The following is a 21,458-nucleotide window of genomic DNA, read 5'->3' as shown; positions in this document are numbered from 1 at the left end:
ACGGCCGCGCCAGGGCCAGGACCGCGGGGAGGACGGCCCGATCCCTGCATCGGAGCCGCGATGCGGTTCCCCGTCTCGCCCGCGCCGTTCGCCGGCGAGCGGTCCACCGGACGCGTGCCTCCGGGCACCGCGCCGACGCGCGTGAGCGCAGGCGCCGGAATGCCGGCGCTGCCATCCGGCGGCGGGAGGTGGCGGGCCGCGCACGGCCTGCCCGGCCCGTCCGCCTTCAGTGCGGGAACGGTGGCAGCGCGCGAAGCGCTGGCCCCGGCGCTTCCCCGCCCCCCCGGCACCGTGCGGCACGTGCCCGACTCAGTCGGTTCGGTGCTGTTGGCCAGCGCGGTAGCGGCTGGCGTGCTGGCCAACTCGAGGGGTAGCGCCTGGGGTCGGCTCAACTTGTTCCAACCCGGCTTCGGCGGGGAGATCGGCAGGGCGGGCGCCACTGAGCCGATCGACCGGCCGTCCCGGCGGGCAGCGGTGCCCGGGCGTGCGCCCGTGACCGTTCCGCCGGCCGCCGTTCTGCTCGCCGCCACGGCGCTGGTGCGGGTCGCCGTGGCGTCGGGACGTGAGACCGGACGTCGATCTCAGCGCGCGGCGGAAGAGGGGCCGGCGACAGCCCGCCGGCTCCTCGCCGCACGACGCGCGGCCTTCCTCCCGGTACGCGGCCACGCGCCGCGCCCGCGCGGAGGCCCCCGACTCAGCCCGCAACCGTTCAGGACACCCGCTATAGATCAGGAGCGATCATGCTCACCGACGAAACGCGCAGGTCACAACCCCATGAAGTGCATCCGCGAAGCGTGAGGCCCGGCCCGCCGCCACCCTACGGCGACGAGGACAGGGCGGCTGCGCCCGCGCAGGCGACGGCGCGCACCGTGCACCGGCTGCGCCGCATCCGTCAGGTGTCCGTCGACGCCATCACCGAGATCGACCAGGCGCTCCGGCACCGCGCCTCGTGACCCTTTCTCTCGCCTTCCCGCACAGGAGGAAGACCATGCGCACCGTCCGGGGCACGCTGTGAGCCGCGGCAGGGTCGGCGTGATCGTCGCGCCGGAGAACCCCTCCGCCGAGCCGGAACTCACCCGGCTGTTCGGCTCGCGTGCCGACATGTACGTCGCCCGCCTCCCCATCTGTCCGCGTCCCTCGCTGACCGACCGCCTGGAGAGCTACAACGCCGCGCTGCCCGCCATGGCGCGCGCCTTCGGCGGCCTGCGGCTGGACGCGCTGGTCATGGCCTGCACAGAGCCGCGCTACCTGCTGGGCCCCGACGAGGACCGCCGGCAGTGCACGGAGCTGACCACGGCGACCAAGCTGCCGATCGCCTCGGCGACGCTGGCCACCCACGAGGCGCTCGACCATCTCGGCGTGAGCGACATCGTGCTGGTCTCGCCGTACGAGCCGTGGGTGACCGACCTCGCCGAGCGGTTCTGGAAGACGGCCGGCGTCACCGTCACGCAGGTCGTGCAGATCCGCGCGGGCGACGGCTACTCCTCGTACGCGGTCACCCCCGAGGAGCTGATCTCCCAGGTCGAGTCGGCCGAGCCGCCCGATGACGCGGCGCTGCTGTTCACCGGCACAGGACTGCCGACGCTGCCCGTGCTCGGGCCGCTGACCACCGGCAACGACCGGCGGCTGCTCACCACGAACCTCTGCCTGGCCTGGTGGGCGCTGTCCAGGGCGTTCGGCCGTCAGGTGACGCTCAGCCCGCTCCCCCACCGCAGGACGGCCGCGCGGAGGGTGGCGCACACGGGAGGCCGCGCATGAACGGCGTCATCGTCGCCGGAGCCGGGCCGGCCGGCCTGACCGCGGCGCTCTCCCTGGCCAGGGCCGGGATCCCGGTCACCGTGCTGGAGCGCGAGAGCGAGCTGCCCAGGCAGCCCCGTGCCTGCACCTTTCACCCCGCCACCCTCGACCTGCTCGACGACCTCGGCGTGGCCGCCAGGCTGGTCGCCGGCGGCCGGGTGGTCGACCGGGTGCAGTGGCGCGACAGGTCGGGGCTCGTCCTGGCCGAGATGGGCATGAACCGGCTCGACGGCCTGACCAAGCATCCCTTCAGGGTCCACGCCGACCAGAGCGCGCTGACGCCGCTGCTGCTGGAGGCGCTCAACGTCTACCCCGACGTGGACGTACGCTTCGGCGCGCAGGTGGACGGCGTCGCCGAGGGCGGCACGGGCGTCCGGGTCCGCGTCGGCCACACCTGGACGCGGGCGCGGTACATGATCGCCGCCGACGGCGCCGACAGCAGCGTGCGCGGGGCGCTGGGGCTGCCGTTCCCCCGGGCCGCCTGCCCGGCCCAGGCGCTGCGGGTCTTCACCGAGGCGCCGCTGGACCGGCTGCTGCCGAGCCTGGCGCCGCTGACGTACGTACGGGACGTGCAGCAGTCGTGCACCCTGCTCAAGCTGCCCGACCACTGGCGGATCATCTTCAAGATCCCCTGCGAGGCGTACGAGCCGCTGTCGCCGTCGAACCTGTCGCTGCTGGTCCGGCGGTCCCTGCCGGGCGCCACCGAGCCCATCAGGGTCACGGGGGCCGACCGGTTCGGGCTGAACCGGGGGGTGCTGACCTCGTACCGGTGCGGGCGGGTGCTGTTCGTGGGCGACGCGGCGCACCTGACCTCGACCATCGGCGGGCTGAACATGAACGCCGGCATCCACGACGCCGCCGAGGCCGCCCAGGTCATCGCGGCGGTGATCGGCGGGTACGCCCCGGCCGCCGCGCTGGAGGCGTGGGCCTGGCGGCGGCGCTCGGTGCTGATGCACCGGGTGATCCCGCGCGGCGAGACGCGTCCCGCGGGCGTACGGGAACGTGACAGTGCCCGGCTCGCCGCGGCCATGGCCGGATTACGCGCCATCGCCGGCGACCCCGACGCCACCCGCGCCTACCTGGCGCAGGCGTCGCTGCTCGACCCGGTGCCGAACCAGGTGCCGAACCAGGTGCGGAACCAGGTGCCCGTGCGGAAAGCCGTGGGGAGGGCCTGACGCTTGAACATCACCCGACCGCGTACCGAATGGAGGAGGTGACACCGGATGTGGCGAACCCTGTCAGACGACGCGCGCCAGGCCATACGTGACCTGTGCGACAAACACGGAGCCCGGCTCTACGACTACTGCCGCACCGAGCTCGCCGCCGGCGACGCCGAGCAGGCCGTGGCCGGCGCCGCGATGACGGCGCACCTGTACGCGGACCGCGTGGTGGACCCGGCCCTGCGCCGCCCCTGGCTGTACGCCGTGGCCCGCGCGCACCGGGCGTTCGTCGCCCGGCCGGCCAGCATCGGCTCGTGGTCGCGGCCGGGCCGCATGTCGGAGTTGCTGCCCGAGGCCCTGCTGTCCCTGGAGCGGCCCCAGCGGGAGCTGCTCGACCTGTCCATACGTCACGGCCTGTCCGACCCCGAGCTGGCCGCGATCTTCGAGCTGCCCGCGGCCGAGGTGCACGCCATCGTCACCAGGGCCGCGTCCGGCCTGGAGGAGTGGTTCGCCGCGATCGTCGCGGCCCGCTCCCCCGACGGCTGCCGCGACCTGACCGCCCGGATGGAGGCGTGGGTCGCCGCGCCGGGCCGCCGGGCCAGGGCCAGGATCGGCCGGCACATCCAAGCGTGCGCGACCTGCCGGGCCGCGCCCAGGACGATGACGGCGGCGGCGCTGCTGCGCCGGCTGCCCATCGCCACACTGCCCGGCACACTTCCCAACCGGCTGGCGTCGGCGCAGCCGTTGCCCGGCGAGGGGCCACTCTGGCGGGCCGACGGCTTTCCTGTGCAGGCCCGCACACTGGTGGAGACCTCCTCGTCGCAGGCTCCACCGGCCGCCGACGCCATGCCGTCCGCCCCGGTCGCCGGCCCCACGACGGCGACCCCGGGAAAGCCCTGGTCGGAGGCGGGCGCGGCCGCCTCCGACCAGGAGCCCCCGACCATTCCCGCGGCCCGGCTGCCGCTGGAGTCCCTTCCGCGGCCGATGTCCATGCCGCTGGCGGCTCCCACGTACGCGGAGTACGACACCGAGGACGACGCGGAGTACGACACCGAGGACGACACCCAGCACGACACTGGGGCGCCGGAAGAGGTCGCCGAGGAGCCCATCGCGGCGCCGGCCGTGCGGGGGCGGCATCCGTTCACGCCACCGAGCCGCACCAGGGCCTTCCGCGGCGGCGTGGCCGGCGACAAGCTCGTCTACCGCACCGCGCTCAAGGGTGAGAGCAACGGCATGCCGCACGACGCCCCTGTCATCCGCTACGGCGGGATCACGGTGTCCAGCACGGTGTCCAGCACGGCGTCGAACTTCGTCCAGCCGCCCGGGGGCGGGGACGGCGGGCAGTGGCAGGAGTACTGGCGTGAGCCGCCCGACGACGATCCCGAGCAGGGGACCCCGATCAGGGCCGTCGCCAGGCTGGCGCTGATCCTCGGTGTGGGGCTGCTGGCGGCGGGGCTGATCTGGGCCATCATGAACGGCCAGGCCGGCACCCCGGCCCTCACCAAGGCCGCCGCCCAGTCCAGCGCCGACCCCGAGGCCCAGACGGGTGCCCAGGCCGGAGCAGGGAGCGAGGCCAAGAGCGGGCCGCAGAGCAGCGCCCAGCCCGATGAGCCGGCGCGCGAGGCGGCCGGTTCTGACGCCGCCGAGCGAGAGGTGTCCGGGCGGGAGGCGTCCGGGCGGGAGGCTTCGGGAGGCGGGGCTGAGGAGAGCGCCGGGTCCGGGTTGACGGCGGTGCCGAGGAAGAGCGCGCTGCCCAAGCCGGCCGCGCCGGTGGCCAGGCTGTCTCCGTCGTCGGCGTGGCTGGGCGAGCGGCACACCGGGTCGTTCGCGCTGGCGTGCACCGGCCGCTGCCAGGTCGTCTCCGCGGCCGGCACCGCCGGCATCGCCGTGTCGGGCACCCGCTTCCGCGTCGCCGACCGGCTGGAGAGCTGCGACCCCGCACCGGCCGTACGGCGCGGGAAGATCACCGTCAAGTGGGCGGGCACCGCGAAGGGCGACGGCGAGCGCACCGGCGGCACCACCGCCGCGAGCGGCACGCTCACCATGAACGTGACCTGGACGCCCTCCCCCGACGCGAGCTGCGGGTAGGAGGCCCGGAACCGGGCCCCCTACCAGGGGACTTCCTAGAAGAAGTGGAACCCGGGCTCGGGCTCCGGCAGGTCCAGCTTCTCGGGGCCGCGGAACGTGGTGGCGTCCTTCGGCACGTCGGCGAGCGGCGTCCCGAGCACGAACGGCACGCTGACGCTGCTCCTGGTCAGATCGAGGGTGACGTTCGCGCCGGTGCCCTGCTCACCGGTGTAGGTGCCGTCGGTGCCTGCCACGATCAGGCCGATGCGGTGGCCCTTCTTGAACGTGTAGTCCTGCGGCAGCGTCAGCCACTTGACCGTGCCGTACGTGCCGGGGGTCAGCGGCTTCGCCTGGCTGAGCGAGTCGCGGTTCTGCACGTCGATCCAGCCGCGGGCGACGATCTCCAGCGGGCGGGTGGCCACGTTCGTGACGACCTTGCGGTAGCAGGCGTCGTCGTCAGCGGTGCTCTCGCCGTGGCAGTCCTCCTCGGTGAGCGTGGTGATGCCCTGGCCGGTCCGCCAGTCGACGCGGGTGTCGGTGCCGAAGTCCACCAGGAGCGCGGTCAGGTTGGCGGTCGGCTTGTCGAGCTTGACCCGCAGGTCGGCGGTGGGCGTGCCGGACAGGCGCAGGCTCAGCGGGAGCGGGCCCGTGGTGAACGCGACCCGGCCGGGCTTCGCCGTGCCCACGTCGGCCACCATGTCGTTCTCGCTCATGCGGACGTCGGTGAAGGAGGCGGTGCTGTTGCGCTTGGCGGGCTTGAGCCCGAGCGTGCCGTCGGCCGACGGGCGCAGCGGCACCTTGAGGGCGTACGGCGCCGGCCAGTCGCGCTGGCTGATCCACTTCGCCGGTGCCACCTCGACGTCCGCGCGGGGCTCGTTCGTGATCCCGTTGCGCACGCCGTGCAGCCAGTGGTCGAACCAGCGGTGCAGCGTGTCCACCCAGAGGTCCCTGCGGCCCTCGAAGTCGAACGGGTCCACGTGCTGGGTCTGGCCGACCCAGATCTTGCGCGGCACGTTCCTGTCGGCCAGCGCCTTCCACCAGACGGAGAAGTTGTCGGGCTTGACGTTGAGGTCGTTGACCGTGTGGATGACGAAGACGCTCGCCTTGACCTTGGAGACGTCGCCGAGCAGGCCCTTGATGTAGTCGCGCTCGGCCCAGAACGTGTTGTGGTTCCCCGTGTCGTCGCCGTCCTCGGCGTCCATCTTGTCGCGGACCTGGCGGCACTTGTCCTCCGGGTCGGTGTCGACGTAGTTGGCCAGCCAGGACGCGTAGTCGTAGTTGTAGATCACGCCGTTCGAGCGCTGGTACTTGTACCAGGAGCTGATCGCCGAGATCGGCACGATGGTCTTCAGGCCGTCCACGCCGGTCGCGGCGACGGCGTTGGCGAGGGTGCCGTCGTACGACTTGCCGATCATGGCGGCCTTGCCGGTCGTCCAGTCGGCCACAGCCGGGCTGCCGTCCGCCCTGAACGCCTTGGCGCGGCCGTTCAGCCAGTCGATGACGGCCTTGCCGCCCAGCACGTCGGCCTTGCCGCCGATGTCGGGGCAGCCGTCGGACTTGGTGGTGCCGAGCATGTCGACGTTGAGGACGGCGTAGCCGCGGGGGACGAAGTAGTTGTCGTAGAAGAGCGGAAATTTCACGACATTTCCGGCGGCGTCGTAGACCTTCCGCTCGCCTTCGTTGCCGCGGCCCGAGTTGTCGTAGTACGGGCTCTCATCGATGATCACCGGGACCTTGAGCCCCGGGCCGGACTCCTTGGGCCGGATGATGTCCACCCTGACCTTGTCGAGGGCGCCGTCGAGGTCGCTGTCGACGGTCGACTCGACGTACACGTGCTCGCGGACGGCGTCCGCGTACGAGAAGACCGGTTGCGTCCGGCCGTTCTCGACGGTGATGGCCGGGCCGGCGGCGGCCTGGGCCGGAGTCGCGATCGCGAGGGTGAGGGCGACGGCGAAGAGGGCTGGGCGTAATTGTGACACGCGTGACCTCCGGGACATGTGACAACAGACGCCACCGTCTCAGACGGCCTGGGAGGTGGCAAGATCCGACTGTGGATGTTCTGGATCGGGTGCTGGGCTGTCTTCTGGGCGGCGCGATCGGTGACGCGCTGGGAGCGCCGATCGAGTTCCAATCGCTGCGGGAGATCCGCAGCGCGTACGGGAGAGAGGGCGTCAGCGACTACGTCACGGATTGGCGGGGTAAGGCCGGCCTGATCACCGACGACACCCAGATGACCCTGTTCACCGTCGAGGGCCTCCTGACCGCCCGCGAAGGACGAGCGGAAACACCCGCCACCACCCCGGCCGACGCTGGGGATGCGCGGACGGTGGCGGCCGTACGGGCGGCCTACCTGCGGTGGCTGGACACGCAGGACCACAAGGCGCCGCCCCCGGCGAGCCTGCCGCACCACACGGGACGGCTGCGCGAGGAGGGCTGGCTGTACTCTCGGCGCGCCCCCGGCAACGCCTGCCTGTCCGGCCTGCACCGGCCCTTCCCAGGCCCGGCGGCGTGGGGCGCGCCCGGCCCGGTGAACCCCGGCTCCAAGGGCTGCGGCACCGTGATGCGCTCGGCCCCCTTCGGCCTTCTCGCCGCCCTCACCCATCAGGCGCCTGCCGACAGTGGGGAGCGGGCGGTGCGGGAGGCGTTCGAGCTGTCGGCGGTGTGCGCGCAGATCACGCACGGGCACCCGACCGGGTACCTCGCCGCCGGGGCGTTCGCGGCGATCGTCGCGCAGCTCATGGCGAGCGAGGCGCTGGAACCCGCCGTACGCCGCACCCTCGCCCTCCTGGCCACCTACCCCGGCCACGAGGAGACCACGGCCGCCCTCCACGCCGCCCTGGAGCTGGCCGCCACCGGGCAGCCCACCCCCGAGGCGATGGAGTCGCTCGGCGGCGCGTGGGTGGCCGAGGAGGCACTCGCCATCGGCGTCTACTGCGCCCTCGCCGAGCCCGAGGTGGAGCGCGCCCTGCTGCTGTCGGTCAACCACTCGGGCGACAGCGACTCGACCGGCTCGGTGTGCGGCAACCTCGTCGGCGCCCTGTACGGCAGGGACGCCCTGCCCGCCGCCTGGCTGCGTCCGCTGGAGGGCCGCGAGACGATCGAACGGCTGGCCGCCGAACTCGTCGCCGCCCCGGGGTGATCGTCCGCCCCCGCCCCGCAGCATCTAGGGTGGTGGGCGTCAGCCGTTGAGGAGAAGGTGGATGCGTAACGTCGCTCGGACCTCGCTCGTGGACGCCGCCATCGCCGAGCTCCGCCGGGAGATCGCCGAAGGGGTGTGGCCGGTCGGCACCAAGATCCCCTCGGAGAGCCGCCTCGCGGAGAGCCTCGGCATGAGCAGGCTGTCCGTACGCGAGGCCGTACGCGTCCTGGCCCACGCCGGGCTGCTGCACACCCGGCAGGGCGACGGCACGTACGTCACCGCCACCGACGAGTCCGAGGTCGCCCTGCGCCGCCGGCTCGACACGGCCGCCGCCATGGACATCATCGACGTACGCCGCGGCCTCGACCTCGTCGCCGCCCGGCTGGCGGCGGGCCGGCGCACCGACGACGACCTGGCCGCGATGCGCGCCACCCTGGCCCGCCGCGACACCGCCGCCCAGGCGGGCGACCTCGACGCGTTCGCCGACGCCGACGTGGCCTTCCATCTGAGCGTCGCGGAGGCCGCACACAACGCCCTCCTCGGCGACCTCTACCGCAGCATGAGCGCGGCCCTGCGCGACAGCGTCAGAGACCAGGAACAGGCGGCCCTCGACCCTGACCCCTGGCACGCCGAGCTGCTCAAGGCCATCGAGAACCGCGACCCCGCCGGAGCGGTCGCCGTCTCCATCGCCCTCCTCGACAAACAGGAACGCGACCTCTGACCCTCAGCGACGCGGCCGGGTTCGGCAAGGGCGCGGGCAGGCCGGACAAGGAGTCCGCACATGCCCGGCACAGGCCCGGTTCCGCGTCGGGCACGCGCGTGCGCGAGTGCCCGGGACGTGGTCGCGTCCCGGGCGCGCGGTGCCTTTCTCATGGGATGGCCAGGGTGTCCGCGGCGGGGTCCGCCGGTGGGTCGGGGGCCTGGCGCCGGCGGCGGGCCGCCCGCCACAGCGCCGCCGCCGCGAGTGCCGCACCTCCGGCGGCGGCGAGCAGCAGGGTGTAGGCGGGGATGCCGGTGCTGGTGGCCGCGCTCTGAGCGCCGGCCTTGGCCACGTCGTCGACGGTCTCGGCGGCTGCTGCGCCTGACGTGCCTGTTCTGCCTGTTCCTGACGCGTCATCGTTCGTTGCCGAGGCGGGGTCGTTCTGGGTCTTGGCCGGCAGCGGGGGTTGGCCGAGGGCGTCGGGAGGGGCGGGGGCGGAGACCGGGACCTCGCCGGGGACGACCTTCGGGGGCCGGATCGCGCCCCAGCGCTCCTCCGTACGCCGGCCTCCCACCATCTCGGCGGGCACGGGCGCGACGCGCATGTCTCCGGGGACCTTCAGGACGCCCACCTCGTACGTCGGGAACCAGCCCTGCAGCGCCTCCACCTTCCACTCCCCGCGCGGGACCGCCAGGGACGTCGCGTAGTGCGCCGCCTCGGGCAGCGGCGTGGCCTCGAACGTCACGCTGCGGCCGTCCGCCCGGGTGAGCCGCAGCCCGACACGGTCGAGCACGCCCTCGAACGGATGGGTGCCGTGCTGCAACACCCAGAACCCCACCGTGTACGTGTGCCCGGTCTCGAACCGCCCCGGCAGCGGATCGAGGTACGTCACCGCCCATCCCCCACGGGCCCCCGCTTGGGCCCCCACTTGGGGTGCCGTCTGGGATGCCGACACCGGCATCGGCGCCAGGACCGGGGCCCCCGCAAGTGCCAGGGCCGCCAACGCGACCATCGTCTTTCGCATGAAAGCCACCTCCGGTGTGCATACACCGCAGGAGTGCCGGAGGTTCTGGAGGCCGTGCCATCGCGGGCGACATTTCCTGACAAGGGTGCGCACATCTCCCGACCAGGGCACGCACAAGGGAGATCAGGCTCACGTCACAGCAGGCCGACGCGTGGACGCGGGTGCTTTCGCGGTCTACCTAACGCTGGTGGACCAGCGCCGCATCAGCCCCCGCATCCCCGGTGATGCTCCACATCATTGACTCGAAAAGTGCATGTTTCCGGCGCTCGCCGCGCCGGGAGGGGCGGGTCCGGTCGGCGGCCGGCCGCCTGCGACCCGCCGCCTCCCCCGCCCTCGGGAACCCCGTCAGGGCGTCACCGACCTCGTCAGCCCTTGTTGTTCATGAACTGCGAGATCTTCCACTCCTCGCCTTCCTTCGTGAGCACGAACAGCTCGCGCATGTTGTCGTTGCCCTGCTTGCTGGTCGCCCTGACGATGGCGTCGTCGGGGCCGGCGGTGCGGGTCTCGTCGATGGTGTGGGTGGCCTGCTTCATGCCGTTGCCGCCCTGGAGCTGCTTCTGGAACAGCGACTTGATGGCTTCGCCGCCCTCGGCGGTGGGCTGCCCGGCGAGCAGGACCACCGCGTCGTCGGCGAAGGTGTCGGTGACCTGATCCACGTTGCCCGACTTGAGCGCGTCGAAGAAGCCCTGGACGGCGGTCTCCGCCTCGCCGCCGCCCGGTGACGCCTCGGGCGAGTCCTCGGGTGAGGTGTCGGGCGCTACGGAGTCCATGTCGGTGGGGCTGGCCGCCCCCTTCATGGCCTGGGTGTTGCCGGAGCAGCCCGCAACCAGGAGGGCGGGGACGATCGCGGCCAGCAGGAGTGCCCTGCGCTGAGAAATCTTGCTCATGGCCGCTTTGATGCCCCCGCCGATGAGTGGCGAATGCGGGGTTTAGGCACTCCGCACGACGCCTTTACCTGGTCGGGGTGGTCCGGACGGCAACGGTCAACGAATCAGGGAGAGACGCGTCAGAGGTTCGATCGTTGCCGTCCTGATACCAGCGGGCCGGACAGCGCCGATAGCGTGCCTACAGTGCCGCGAATCATGGCGAACGCCGAACCCCTCCCCCAGCGCGAAGACGCCGAACGCTGCGACAGTGTCGAAGCAGGCCGGCGCTGCGTGCTCCCGGTGGCGCATCGCAGCCCCCACGTCTACCCACCGGTCGAGGCGCCCGCCGTGGAGGCCAGCGCGTAGGCGGGCTCTTCCCGGGTGACCTCCGGTGCGGCTTCCAGGGTGACCTCGACGTGGCCGAGGGCGTTCACGCGTACCGGATGGACCGGCACCGAGACGCCCGGGTCGTCCAGGCAGCGGCCGGTGCGCAAGGAGAACACCTGCTTGTGCAGCGGCGACGCGACGGTCGGCTCGCCCATCCTGGTGCCGACGATGCCGCGCGAGAGCACGTACGCACCGCTGAACGGGTCGAGGTTGCCGAGCGCGTGCAGCTCGCCGTCGTACGTGCGGAAGACGGCCACCTGCGTGCCCTCGACGAGGGCGCAGACGCCGCGCTCGGGCAGCAGGGAGTCGTAGGCGCAGATCGCGGTCCAGCTCATCGGGCCATCACCGGCTTGATCTGGCCGCGCTCGCTGGCGAACACGATCGACGGGTCGGGCACCCCGGGCGCGTTGACGAAGCTGACGAACCTGCTCAGCTTGTCGGGGTCGTCCAGGGTGGCGGCCCACTCGTCGGTGTACGTGGCGATGTGGTGCTCCATCTGGGCGTCTAGGTCGGCGCAGATGCCGAGCGAGTCCTCCATGATCACCTCACGTAGGTAGTCGAGGCCGCCGTCCAGCGACTCGATCCAGGCGGCGGTGCGCTGCAGCCGGTCGGCGGTGCGGATGTAGAACATCAGGAAGCGGTCGATGGTCCTGAGCAGTTCGTCGGTGGTGAGGTCGTGGGCGAGCAGGTCGGCGTGGCGGGGCTTGAAGCCGCCGTTGCCGCCGACGTACAGGTTCCAGCCCTGCTCGGTGGCGATGACACCGAAGTCCTTCGAGCGGGCCTCGGCGCACTCGCGGGCGCAGCCCGAGACGGCGGACTTGAGCTTGTGCGGCGAGCGCAGGCCGCGGTAGCGCAGCTCCAGCGCGATGGCCATGCCCACGGAGTCCTGGACGCCGTAGCGGCACCAGGTGGAGCCGACGCAGGACTTCACGGTACGCAGGGCCTTGCCGTACGCGTGGCCCGACTCGAACCCGGCGTCCACGAGGCGCCGCCAGATCTCCGGCAGCTGCTCGACGCGGGCGCCGAACAGGTCGATGCGCTGCCCACCGGTGATCTTGGTGTAGAGGCCGAAGTCGCGGGCCACCTCGCCGATCACGATGAGCTTGTCGGGGGTGATCTCACCGCCGGGGATGCGCGGGACGACCGAGTACGTGCCGTTCTTCTGGATGTTGGCGAGGAAGGCGTCGTTGGTGTCCTGCAGCGCGGCCCGCTCGCCCTCCAGCACGTGCCCGTTGTGCAGGGAGGCGAGGATGGAGGCCACGGCGGGCTTGCAGATGTCGCAGCCGCGGCCCTGCCCGTGCTGGATGATCAGCTCGGAGAAGGTGGTGATGCCGCGCACCCGTACGATGTCGAACAGCTCGGCCCGCGAGTACGTGAAGTGCTCGCACAGCGCCTTGCTGACCTCGACGCCCGACTTCTCCAGCAGCTGCTTGAGCATCGGCACGCAGCTGCCGCAGGTCGTCCCGGCCCTGGTGCACGCCTTGATCGCGGGCACGTCGGTGGCGGAGCCGTCGGCGATGGCGGTGCGGACGTCGCCGGCGCACACGTTGTTGCAGGAGCAGACCTGGGCGTCGTCCGGCAGGTCGAGCCCGACGCCCGCGCCGGAGAAGAGCAGGTCCGAGGGCGAGGCGGGCAGCTCCTTGCCCACGAAGGGCCGCAGCGAGGTGTACGGCGCCGCGTCGCCCACGCAGATGCCGCCGAGCAGGGTGCGGGCGTCGTCGCTGATGAACAGCTTCTTGTAGATCCCGGCGACCGGGTCGAGGTAGGTGACGTCGAGCGCCCCTTCCATGGCCCCGAACTGGGCGACCTCGACGCCGAGCAGCTTGAGCTTGGTGGACAGGTCGGCGCCGCCGAACGTGGCCGTGCCGCCCATGATCTGGTCGGCGGCCACCTCGGCCATCGTCTGGCAGGGCCCGACGAGCCCGTACACCATGCCGCCGACCAGCGCGCACTCGCCGACGGCGTAAATGGCGGGGTCGGAGGTGCGCATGGCGGCGTCGACCACGATGCCGCCGCGCGGCCCGACCTCCAGGCCGGCGTCCCTGGCCAGCTCGTCGCGCGGCCTGATGCCCGCGGAGAACACCACGACCTGCGCGTCGATCAGCGTGCCGTCGGGCTTGCGCAGGCCGCTCACCTCGCCGCCGTCGGACACGATCTCCTGCACGCCCGCGCCGGCGTGCACGCTCAGCCCGAGCCCCTCGATGTGCGACTTGAGCACCGAGCCGCCGCCCTCGTCCACCTGGCGCGGCATCAGCCACGGGCTCATCTCCACGATGTGGGTCTTCAGCCCGAGCGCGCGCAGCGCGTCGGCGGCCTCCAGGCCGAGCAGCCCGCCGCCGACGACGACGCCCTGCTCGGCGTCCTTGGCGGCGGTCCTGATGGCGTCGAGGTCCTCGATGGTGCGGTAGACGAAGGCGTGCTCGGCGCCGGGCACCGGCGGCACGAACGGCGCGGAGCCGGTGGCCAGCACGAGCACGTCGTACGGCTCGCTGCCGCCGTCGGCCAGCGTGACCCGCCTGGCCTGCCGGTCGACGGCGGTGACCCGGGTGTCCAGCCGGGTGACGACGCCACCGGGCACGGTGTAGGTGAGGTCCTCTGCCGAGGTGCCGTTCAGGTAGGAGGTCAGGTGCACCCGGTCGTAGGCCGGCCGCGGCTCCTCCCCGATGACGGTCACGCTGCCGCTGAAACCCTTGCTCGTGAGGGTCTCGACGAGCCGGTGGGCGGTCGGGCCGTACCCGACGACGACGATCCTGTTCACACTGAGATCCCTTCCTGCTCGCACAGCCAGCCGACGATGCCCTCCACGGCGTCGCGGCAGGTCCCGCATCCGGTGGTGGCCCTGGTCGAGGCCGCCACTCCGGCCACGTCACGGGCGCCGGCCTCCCAGCACGCCCTGATCCGGCCCTTGGTCACGTTGTTGCAGCGGCAGACGATGGCCGCGTCCGGCATCAGCGTCGGGCTGTCGGCCACGGGCGCCGCCGCGAGGCCGGGGAACAGCAGCCCGGCGCGGTCGCCCGGCAGCGGCCCGCCGCGGTCGAAGAGCTGGGTGAGGGTGCCGACGGCGTCGCTCTCGCCCAGCAGGATCGCGCCGACCAGGCGGCCGTCCCTGATGACGAGCTTCCGGTAGGTGCCGCGGGCGCGGTGGCTGAAGCGCACCACCTCGGCGTGCTCCTCACCGAGCTGGGTCTCGCCCATCGCGGCCAGCTCGACGCTCTTGGCCTTGAGCCTGGTGACCAGGCGGGAGCCGCGGTAGAGCGCCTTGCCGCCGGTGATGACCTCGGCGGCCACGGTGGCCTGCTCCCAGGCGGGGGCGACGAGGCCGTACACGGTGCCGTCGTGCTCGGCGCACTCGCCGATCGCGAAGATGGACGGGTCGTCGGTGCGCAGCTCGTCGTCCACGACGATGCCGCGCCGCACCTCGAGCCCGGCGTCGGCGGCCAGGCCGGTGACCGGCCGCACCCCGCAGGCCAGCACGACCAGGTCGGCCTCCACCAACTCGCCGTCGTCGAGCCTGACGCCGTCGTCCTCGATGCCCGCGGCGCTGACGCCGGTGCGGATGTGCACGCCCAGCCCGGCGAGCGTCTCGCCGAGCACCTCGCCCGCCTCCACGTCGAGCTGGCGTTCCATGAGATGGCCGGCCAGGTGCAGCAGCGTGACGGGCAGGCCGCGCCCGGCCAGGCCGCGGGCGGCCTCGATGCCGAGCAGCCCGCCGCCGATCACGACCGCCGTGCGGGCCCGCTCGGCCTCGCCCAGGATGCGCTCGCAGTCGTCGAGCGTGCGGAAGGGGATGGCTCGCTCGACGCCGGGGATCGGCGGCACGATCGCGTCGCTGCCGGTCGCGAGGACCAGCAGGTCGTACGGCTCGCGCCGCCCGTCCTCCGTCACGACGTGCCTGGTCTCCCTGTCCACGTGCGCGACCGGGCTGCCGAACGCGGCCTCGACGTCGTGGGCGTCGTACCAGGCGGGGTCCACCAGGCGGACCTGCTCGGGCCGGGAGCTGCCGGCCAGGACGTTGGACAGCAGGATCCGGTTGTAGGGCCGGCACGCCTCCGCGCCGAACACGGTGATCTTCATGTGCGGGTCCCGGGTGCGTACCTCGCTGACCAGGCGCGACCCGGCCATCCCGTTGCCCACGACGACGAGCCTCATGAGTCCCTCTCCACCCTGACGGCGCAGACCTTGAACTCCGGCATCCTCGACGTGGGGTCGAGTGCCGGGTTGGTCAGCCGGTTGGCGCCCTCCCAGTGGAAGGGCATGAACACGGTGTCGCGCCTGATGGCGTCGCTGATCCTGGCCACGGCCTTGCTCTCGCCCCTCCTGCTGCTGACGCGCACGACGTCCCCTGCCGTGATGTCGAGCTGCTCGGCCAGGTCGGGGTGCAGCTCGACGTACGGCTCTGGGGCGGCCTGGACGAGCGGCGCGATCCTGCGGGTCTGGGCGCCGCTCTGGTAGTGGGCCAGCACCCGGCCGGTGCTGAGGTAGACGGGGTAGTCGGCGTCGATCTCCTCGGCGGCGGGCCGGTGCTGGACGGGCACGAACCTGGCCAGCCCGTCGGGGTGCGCGAAGCGGTCGAGGAACGGCCGCGGCGTCCCCGGGTGCTCCTCCGACGGGCACGGCCAGAACACGCCGGTCTCGTCCGCGATGCGCTCGTAGGTGATGCCGGAGTAGTCGGCTGGGCCGCCCGCGCTGGCGCGGCGCAACTCGTCGAAGACCTCGACCGGCTCGGTCCCGAAGGTGTGGCCGAGCCGGTGGGCGAGCGCGGCGATGACGTCGAGGTCGCTGCGCACCCCCGGCGGCGGGTCCAGGGCCTTGCGGCGCAGCAGCACCCGGCCCTCCAGGTTGGTCATCGTGCCGGTCTCCTCGGCCCACTGCGTCACCGGGAAGACCACGTCCGCCAGCGCGGCGGTCTCTGACAGCACGAAGTCGCAGGTCACCAGCAGGTCCAGGGAGCCGATCCGCTCGGCGACGTGCTCGGCGGCGGGCGCCGAGATGATCGGGTTCGAGCCGAACAGCAGCAGCGCCCTGGGCCCCTCAGGGGTGCCCAGCGCGTCGAGCAGCTCGTACGCCGACCGCCCTGGCCCCGGGATGTCCTCGGCCGGGATGCCCCAGACGCGGGCCATGTGCGCGCGGGCCGCCGGGTCGTCGATCTTGCGGTAGCCGGGCAGCTGGTCGGCCTTCTGCCCGTGCTCCCTGCCGCCCTGACCGTTGCCCTGCCCGGTCACGCAGCCGTACCCGGAGCCCGGGGTGCCGGGCAGGCCGAGCGCGAGCGCCAGGTTGATGAACGCCGTGACCGTGTCGGTGCCCTTGGCGTGCTGCTCGGCGCCGCGTCCCGTCAGGATGTACGCCCGCTCCACCGCAGCGAGCGCCCTGACCGCCTGCCGCATCTGGTGCACGGGCACCCCGGTGATCCGCTCGACCCGCTCGGGCCACCAGGAGGCCAGCGAGGTCCGTACGTCGTCGAAGCCGGTGGTCCGCGCGGCCACGTACGCCTCGTCCACGAGCCCGTCGGAGATCGCGATGTGCAGCAGCCCGAGCGCGAGCGCCAGGTCGGTGCCCGGAGTGGGCTGCAGGTGCAGCCAGGCCAGCCGGGCGGTCGGCGAGCGGCGCGGATCGACGACGATGAGCCGCGGCCCGTCGAGGTGGCGGACGAACGGCGGCATGGTCTCGGCGACGTTCGCGCCCGCCAGCAGCACGACGTCCGCCTCCGCGAGGTCGGTGACGGGGAACGGCATGCCCCGGTCCATGCCGAACGCCCTGATGGACGCGGCGGCGGCCGACGACATGCAGAACCGGCCGTTGTAGTCGATCTGGCTGGTGCCGAGCGCGACCCTGGCGAACTTGCCCAGCGAGTACGCCTTCTCGTTCGTCAGCCCACCGCCGCCGAACACGGCCACGGCGTCGGGGCCGTGCTCGGCGCGGATGGCGGACAGCCGGTAGGCCACGTAGTCCAGCGCGACGTCCCAGTCCACGGGCTCGCCGTGCAGGAGCGGGGCGGTCAGGCGCTCGGTGCTCGTGAGCAGCTCACCCGCCGTCCACCCCTTCTGGCACAGCGCTCCCGGGGCGTTGGCCGGGATGTCGGTGCGCGGGCTGATGGCCGGCCCGGGTCCGATCTTCATGCCGCACTGCAGCGCGCAGTACGGGCAGTGCGTCGCCGTCACGTCAGACCCTGACATGGGCGAGGCTCGCCACCACGTTGACGCCGACCGTGCGCATGTAACACCACCACGTCAGGGCGAAGCAGGAGGCGTAGAACAGGCCGAAGGCGAGGAACGCGGCGGCCGGGCTGCCGGAGGCGGCGAACGACATGCCGAACGCCCGGTTGATGAGGAACCCGCCGAGCGCCCCTACCGCCGAGATGATGCCGATGGCGGCGCTGGCCTGGCGCTTGCCGTACAGCAGGGCCTCCTCGCCCTCGCCGCGCTCGGCCACGGCCTTGGCCTGGAAGATGGCCGGGATCATCCGGTACGTCGAGCCGTTCCCGACGCCCGAGGTGACGAAGAGCAGTTGGAAGGCCAGGAAGAACAGCCAGAAGTTGCCTCCCGTGCCGGCCAGCCAGACCAGCAGCACGCCGCCGCCCATCGCGGCGAAGTTCCACAGCGTCACGGGCGCGCCGCCGTGCCGGTCGGCCAGCCAGCCGCCGACCGGTCTGATGAGCGAGCCGAGCAGCGGCCCGACGAAGGCGACCGCCGCGTACGGCGCGTCGGGGAACAGGTTCTGGCTCAGCAGCGGGAAGGCCGTCGAGTAGCCGATGAACGAGCCGAACGTGCCGATGTAGAGGAACGACATGACCCAGGTCTGCGCCTTGCCCGCCACCGCGAACTGCTCGCGCGGATCCGCCTTGGCGCTGGTCAGGTTGTCCATGAAGAAGAACGCGCAGGCTCCGGCCACCACGATGAACGGGATCCAGAACCATCCGGCGGCGGCCAGCCCGAGCGAGCCGATCACCAGCGGCATGACGAGCTGCACGGAGCTGACGCCGACGTTGCCGCCCGCCGCGTTCAGCCCGAGTGCCACGCCCTGCTTGTCGCGCGGGTAGAAGTAGGTGATGTTGGCCATGCTGGAGGCGAAGTTCCCGCCGCCCAGCCCGGCCAGGGCCGCGATCACCAGGAAGAGCCAGTACGGCGTGGCCGGGTTGTTCACCGCGACACCGAGCAGCACCGCAGGGATGAGCAGCAGCGCGGCGCTGACCACGGTGAAGTTGCGCCCGCCGAACCTGGCGGGCCCGAACGTGTAGGGCACCCGCAGCACGGAGCCGATCAGGTTGGGCACGGCGACCAGCCAGAACAGCTGGTCGGTGGAGAACTCGTACGACCCCATCTTGGTCGCCACGATGCTCCACAACGTCCACACGGTGAAGCCGAGGTGCTCGGCCACGATCGAGAAGACCAGGTTGCGCCGGGCCACCCGCCGGCCTGAGCTCTCCCAGAAGGCTGGGTCATCGGGGTGCCACTCGGCGATCCAGCGCGCCATCGACCTCTCCTACGCTCGGCGTCCGGGATCCCCAAGGTAGGAAGGGCTCATTACGCACGATGACCGTGCGTGGCAGTGCGTTCGTTACGGGTGATTCACCGCGGTAACAAGCTCCGCACAACCGTCACCCGCGAAACATGATGTTAATGATCGGTTATCGGCCTCTTGCTGGGGTAACAGCACTCAGACAAGGGGGGAAACATGATCAAACAGCTGCACAAGATGGGCGTTAAGTCAGGCCACATGTACACCTGCGGCCTGGCGTCGATCGCGCTGGCCTTCGCCAGCTGGGCGGTGTCGACGAAGGCCGAGAAGGCCGGGCTCGACCGGGCCGACCGGTGGGGCATCTTCGTCGGCGAGTGGGCGCCGACGTTCTTCGCGATCGGTGTCGCGCTGCGGATGGAGGAGACCCACCGCGAGCTCGACGAGTCCGAGATGGGCATGTTCGATCAGTCCGAGAGCACGCGGAGCAGGACGCACGCCGGCGTCTGAACCGTATGTGTCACGCAGGTCACGTCACCGTGCGTGACCTGCGTGGCCGTGTGCGGGGGTGCTGTGCGGGGGTGCTGTGCGGGTGTGCTTTCAGCCGGCCAGGCGGCGCAGCGGCTCGTCGGTCAGCCGGTAGCGGTACCACTCGCTCTGGTTGACCGCGCCGAGCTTCTCGTAGAAGGCGATGGACGGCTCGTTCCAGTCGAGGACCGCCCACTCCAGGCGCTCGTAGCCGCGCTCGGCGCAGATGCGGGCCAGCTCGCGCATCAGCGCCACGCCGTGGCCGCCGCCCCTGTGCTGCGGGCGGACGTACAGGTCCTCCATGTAGATGCCGTGCACGCCGCGCCAGGTGGAGTACGTCAGAAACCACAGCGTGAAGCCCGCCACCTCGCCGTCCTGCTCGGCCATGTGCGCGAAGGCCGCGGGGTGGTCGCGGAAGAGGGTGTCGTGGAGCTGCTCCTCGGTCACCCGCACCTCGTGTGCGGCCTTCTCGTACTCGGCCAGCTCGCGGATCATGCTGACGATCTCGGGCACGTCAGCGGGTGTGGCGGGACGAATCATGACAGACAGGGTACGTGCCCTCGTCCATCCCCCGTGCCGCGCCGAGGTCCCGCCGAGGTAGCGCCGAGGTACCGCCGAGGTACCGCCGAGGCCCCGGCGTGCGCGGCGGGTGCCGGCATCCGGAAGACTGGTGCCGGTCACGTTCGAGAAAGGCAGACACCCATGGAACAGCGCGTTTTGGGACGTACCGGACGCCAGGTCGGTGTGGTCGGCCTCGGCGCCTGGCAGCTCGGCGCCGACTGGGGCCAGGTGACGGAGTCCGACGCGGTCGCCACACTGGAGGCGGCGGTGGACGCGGGCGTCACCTTCATCGACACCGCCGACGTCTACGGCGACGGCCGCAGCGAGCAGATCGTCGGCCGCTTCGCCAAGAACCACCCCGGCCTCACGGTGGCCACGAAGATGGGCCGGCGGGTGGAGCAGATCCCCGCCAACTACGTGATGGACAACTTCCGCGCCTGGAACGAGCGCTCCCGCCACAATCTCGGCGTGGACACTCTCGACCTGGTGCAGCTCCACTGCCCGCCGACGCCGGTCTACTCGACGGACGCGGTGTTCGACGCGCTCGACACGCTGGTGGCGGAGAAGAAGATCGCCGCGTACGGCGTGAGCGTCGAAACCTGCGAGGAGGCGCTGACCGCGATCGCGCGTCCCGGGGTGGCGAGCGTGCAGATCATCCTCAACGCGTTCCGCCTCAAGCCGCTGGAGCAGGTCCTGCCCGCCGCACGCGCCGCCGGGGTCGGCATCATCGCCCGAGTCCCGCTGGCCAGCGGCCTGCTGTCGGGCAAGTACGACGAGCACACCACGTTCTCCTCCGACGACCACCGCTCGTTCAACCGGCACGGGGAGGCGTTCGACGTCGGGGAGACGTTCTCGGGCGTCGACTTCGCCACCGGCCTGGAGGCGGTCCGCCGCCTGGCGCCGCTGGTGCCGCAGGGGGCGACGATGGCGCAGTTCGCGCTGCGCTGGATCCTCGACCAGGAGGGGGTCTCGGTGGTGATCCCGGGCGCCCGCAACCCCGCCCAGGCCCAGGCCAACGCCGCCGCCGACGCCCTCACCCCGCTGGACGACGCGGCGCTCGCGACGGTCCGCGACGTCTACGACGAGCTCATCCGCCCCCAGGTCCACCACCGCTGGTGACAGGGCTGCCGGCGTCCCGCCCGGAGCGGCAGAGGCACTGTCGAGCGGCGGCGGGTCTGGTGACCTCGCCGGTCACCGCCACCCATCTCGCCGTCCGGGCGGGACTACCCGCCGGGGACACGCCCCGGCCGGCTCTCCCTCACCTTCGTCCCGTAACGCCACCCCGGCAAGGGCCTTTCATGCTCGAAGCCGCCAGAGCACCACGATCAGCACGGCCAGCGCACCGAACGAGACGATGAGCGCGACCTCGCCGAGCCGGGCGTACCCGAGTCCCGAGAGCACGGCGATCGCCCCCGGCCCCACGACGGCCCACCGCAGCACGTCGAGCAGCGCGGCCGTGGATGAGTCGCCGGCGCGGCGGACGTGCCCGACGACGACGTCCACCACCGCCCAGACCGTCAGGTACGACCCGGCGGTGTACAGGGCCCCGGCCGCCGGGCTTCCGTCCATGGGTTCCGCGTCGATCAGCGCGAGAGCCGACAGAACGGCCATGCCGAGCGCGAGCCACCCGGCCTTGCTGGCCGGCCGCAGGTCGCTCACCCCGATCAGGCACAAGCACCAGCCGATCGGGTCGAGCAGCAGATCGAACGCGCCCAGCCGGATGGCCACGAAGGCGAACACCAGCCCCGTCGCGATCTTCAAGCCCGGCCGGACGGGT

Annotated in this window: 18 protein-coding genes; 8 read left to right on the top strand and 10 right to left on the bottom strand. The window is 72.2% G+C overall.

Translation table 11 applies throughout. From position 1 onward, the window contains the following. Positions 1 to 740 precede the first annotated feature (740 nt). The 4 genes from ABZW11_RS06400 to ABZW11_RS06385 are packed head-to-tail and all read left to right on the top strand — an operon-like array spanning position 741 to position 5,045. Complete coding sequence (locus ABZW11_RS06400; protein WP_355413270.1) at positions 741 to 953, top strand: hypothetical protein; 213 nt, start codon at positions 741 to 743, stop codon at positions 951 to 953. A 58-nt stretch (positions 954 to 1,011) separates the two neighbouring features. Then, complete coding sequence (locus tag ABZW11_RS06395; RefSeq protein ID WP_355413268.1) at positions 1,012 to 1,758, top strand: hypothetical protein; 747 nt, start codon at positions 1,012 to 1,014, stop codon at positions 1,756 to 1,758. Continuing rightward, a complete protein-coding gene (locus ABZW11_RS06390; protein WP_355413266.1) occupies positions 1,755 to 2,972 on the top strand; it encodes an FAD-dependent monooxygenase in 1,218 nt (405 codons plus the stop codon). Before ABZW11_RS06395 ends, ABZW11_RS06390 begins: the two co-directional genes overlap by 4 nt. A 48-nt stretch (positions 2,973 to 3,020) precedes the next feature. Beyond that, on the top strand, positions 3,021 to 5,045 hold the full coding sequence (locus ABZW11_RS06385; RefSeq protein WP_355413264.1) for a hypothetical protein: 2,025 nt from the start codon (positions 3,021 to 3,023) through the stop codon (positions 5,043 to 5,045). 35 nt (positions 5,046 to 5,080) lie between these two features. Here ABZW11_RS06385 and ABZW11_RS06380 read toward each other — a convergent pair whose 3' ends face one another. Next, positions 5,081 to 7,003, bottom strand: a complete 1,923-nt coding sequence (locus tag ABZW11_RS06380) for a Xaa-Pro dipeptidyl-peptidase (protein ID WP_355413262.1) — start codon at positions 7,001 to 7,003, stop codon at positions 5,081 to 5,083. A gap of 71 nt (positions 7,004 to 7,074) precedes the next feature. Between ABZW11_RS06380 and ABZW11_RS06375 the strand changes: the two genes are divergently transcribed. Continuing rightward, positions 7,075 to 8,163 (top strand): ADP-ribosylglycohydrolase family protein, encoded by a 1,089-nt coding sequence (locus tag ABZW11_RS06375; protein WP_355413260.1) that lies wholly within the window; start codon positions 7,075 to 7,077, stop codon positions 8,161 to 8,163. Positions 8,164 to 8,224: 61 nt separating this feature from the next. Beyond that, the gene (locus ABZW11_RS06370; RefSeq protein WP_355413258.1) at positions 8,225 to 8,884 is read left to right on the top strand and encodes a FadR/GntR family transcriptional regulator; all 660 of its coding nucleotides are present in this window, start codon (positions 8,225 to 8,227) and stop codon (positions 8,882 to 8,884) included. 148 nt (positions 8,885 to 9,032) lie between these two features. Here ABZW11_RS06370 and ABZW11_RS06365 read toward each other — a convergent pair whose 3' ends face one another. The 7 genes from ABZW11_RS06365 to ABZW11_RS06335 all read right to left on the bottom strand — a co-directional run bounded on the left by ABZW11_RS06365 (position 9,033) and on the right by ABZW11_RS06335 (position 18,610). After that, positions 9,033 to 9,755, bottom strand: a complete 723-nt coding sequence (locus ABZW11_RS06365; RefSeq protein WP_355413256.1) for a hypothetical protein — start codon at positions 9,753 to 9,755, stop codon at positions 9,033 to 9,035. A gap of 497 nt (positions 9,756 to 10,252) precedes the next feature. Further along, the gene (locus ABZW11_RS06360) at positions 10,253 to 10,774 is read right to left on the bottom strand and encodes a nuclear transport factor 2 family protein (RefSeq protein ID WP_355413255.1); all 522 of its coding nucleotides are present in this window, start codon (positions 10,772 to 10,774) and stop codon (positions 10,253 to 10,255) included. A gap of 302 nt (positions 10,775 to 11,076) precedes the next feature. Further along, on the bottom strand, positions 11,077 to 11,475 hold the full coding sequence (gene nirD / locus ABZW11_RS06355; protein ID WP_355413253.1) for a nitrite reductase small subunit NirD: 399 nt from the start codon (positions 11,473 to 11,475) through the stop codon (positions 11,077 to 11,079). Further along, positions 11,472 to 13,898 carry a nitrite reductase large subunit NirB gene (gene nirB / locus ABZW11_RS06350; RefSeq protein WP_355413251.1) on the bottom strand — a complete coding sequence of 809 codons (2,427 nt, stop codon included), beginning with the start codon at positions 13,896 to 13,898 and terminating at the stop codon, positions 11,472 to 11,474. Before nirB ends, nirD begins: the two co-directional genes overlap by 4 nt. Next, the gene (locus ABZW11_RS06345; RefSeq protein WP_355413249.1) at positions 13,895 to 15,289 is read right to left on the bottom strand and encodes an FAD-dependent oxidoreductase; all 1,395 of its coding nucleotides are present in this window, start codon (positions 15,287 to 15,289) and stop codon (positions 13,895 to 13,897) included. Before ABZW11_RS06345 ends, nirB begins: the two co-directional genes overlap by 4 nt. Further along, positions 15,286 to 17,313, bottom strand: coding sequence for a molybdopterin oxidoreductase family protein (locus tag ABZW11_RS06340; RefSeq protein WP_355413247.1), 2,028 nt, complete (start codon positions 17,311 to 17,313; stop codon positions 15,286 to 15,288). The genes ABZW11_RS06345 and ABZW11_RS06340 overlap by 4 nt, the downstream gene beginning before the upstream one ends. Continuing rightward, on the bottom strand, positions 17,300 to 18,610 hold the full coding sequence (locus tag ABZW11_RS06335; RefSeq protein ID WP_355413245.1) for an MFS transporter: 1,311 nt from the start codon (positions 18,608 to 18,610) through the stop codon (positions 17,300 to 17,302). Before ABZW11_RS06335 ends, ABZW11_RS06340 begins: the two co-directional genes overlap by 14 nt. Positions 18,611 to 18,811: 201 nt before the next feature. On the opposite strand from ABZW11_RS06335, the gene ABZW11_RS06330 reads away from it, so the two are divergent. Further along, entirely contained in the window at positions 18,812 to 19,102 is a 291-nt protein-coding gene (locus tag ABZW11_RS06330) for a hypothetical protein (RefSeq protein ID WP_345387581.1), read from the top strand. Positions 19,103 to 19,192: 90 nt separating this feature from the next. On the opposite strand, the gene ABZW11_RS06325 is transcribed toward ABZW11_RS06330, so the two are convergent. Next, entirely contained in the window at positions 19,193 to 19,660 is a 468-nt protein-coding gene (locus tag ABZW11_RS06325; RefSeq protein ID WP_355413242.1) for a GNAT family N-acetyltransferase, read from the bottom strand. A 162-nt stretch (positions 19,661 to 19,822) separates the two neighbouring features. On the opposite strand from ABZW11_RS06325, the gene ABZW11_RS06320 reads away from it, so the two are divergent. After that, on the top strand, positions 19,823 to 20,800 hold the full coding sequence (locus ABZW11_RS06320; protein ID WP_355413240.1) for an aldo/keto reductase: 978 nt from the start codon (positions 19,823 to 19,825) through the stop codon (positions 20,798 to 20,800). A gap of 177 nt (positions 20,801 to 20,977) precedes the next feature. Here the strand turns inward: ABZW11_RS06320 and ABZW11_RS06315 are convergent, their stop codons facing one another. Next, entirely contained in the window at positions 20,978 to 21,442 is a 465-nt protein-coding gene (locus ABZW11_RS06315; protein ID WP_355413238.1) for a hypothetical protein, read from the bottom strand. Between the last annotated feature and the right edge of the window lie 16 nt (positions 21,443 to 21,458).

It is taken from the genome of Nonomuraea sp. NPDC004580 (assembly GCF_040609855.1).
Lineage (GTDB): Bacteria > Actinomycetota > Actinomycetes > Streptosporangiales > Streptosporangiaceae > Nonomuraea > Nonomuraea salmonea.
This window is presented reverse-complemented; position numbering and strand designations above follow the sequence as displayed.

Excerpts from the sequence above, each read along its gene's own strand:
- ABZW11_RS06400 (WP_355413270.1), top strand. The coding sequence starts at position 741 with ATGCTCACCGACGAAACGCGCAGGTCACAACCCCATGAAGTGCATCCG.
- ABZW11_RS06390 (WP_355413266.1), top strand. The coding sequence starts at position 1,755 with ATGAACGGCGTCATCGTCGCCGGAGCCGGGCCGGCCGGCCTGACCGCG.
- ABZW11_RS06385 (WP_355413264.1), top strand. The coding sequence starts at position 3,021 with ATGTGGCGAACCCTGTCAGACGACGCGCGCCAGGCCATACGTGACCTG.
- ABZW11_RS06370 (WP_355413258.1), top strand. The coding sequence starts at position 8,225 with ATGCGTAACGTCGCTCGGACCTCGCTCGTGGACGCCGCCATCGCCGAG.
- ABZW11_RS06360 (WP_355413255.1), bottom strand. The coding sequence starts at position 10,774 with ATGAGCAAGATTTCTCAGCGCAGGGCACTCCTGCTGGCCGCGATCGTC.
- nirD (WP_355413253.1), bottom strand. The coding sequence starts at position 11,475 with ATGAGCTGGACCGCGATCTGCGCCTACGACTCCCTGCTGCCCGAGCGC.
- ABZW11_RS06345 (WP_355413249.1), bottom strand. The coding sequence starts at position 15,289 with ATGAGGCTCGTCGTCGTGGGCAACGGGATGGCCGGGTCGCGCCTGGTC.
- ABZW11_RS06340 (WP_355413247.1), bottom strand. The coding sequence starts at position 17,313 with ATGTCAGGGTCTGACGTGACGGCGACGCACTGCCCGTACTGCGCGCTG.
- ABZW11_RS06335 (WP_355413245.1), bottom strand. The coding sequence starts at position 18,610 with ATGGCGCGCTGGATCGCCGAGTGGCACCCCGATGACCCAGCCTTCTGG.
- ABZW11_RS06330 (WP_345387581.1), top strand. The coding sequence starts at position 18,812 with ATGATCAAACAGCTGCACAAGATGGGCGTTAAGTCAGGCCACATGTAC.
- ABZW11_RS06325 (WP_355413242.1), bottom strand. The coding sequence starts at position 19,660 with ATGATTCGTCCCGCCACACCCGCTGACGTGCCCGAGATCGTCAGCATG.
- ABZW11_RS06320 (WP_355413240.1), top strand. The coding sequence starts at position 19,823 with ATGGAACAGCGCGTTTTGGGACGTACCGGACGCCAGGTCGGTGTGGTC.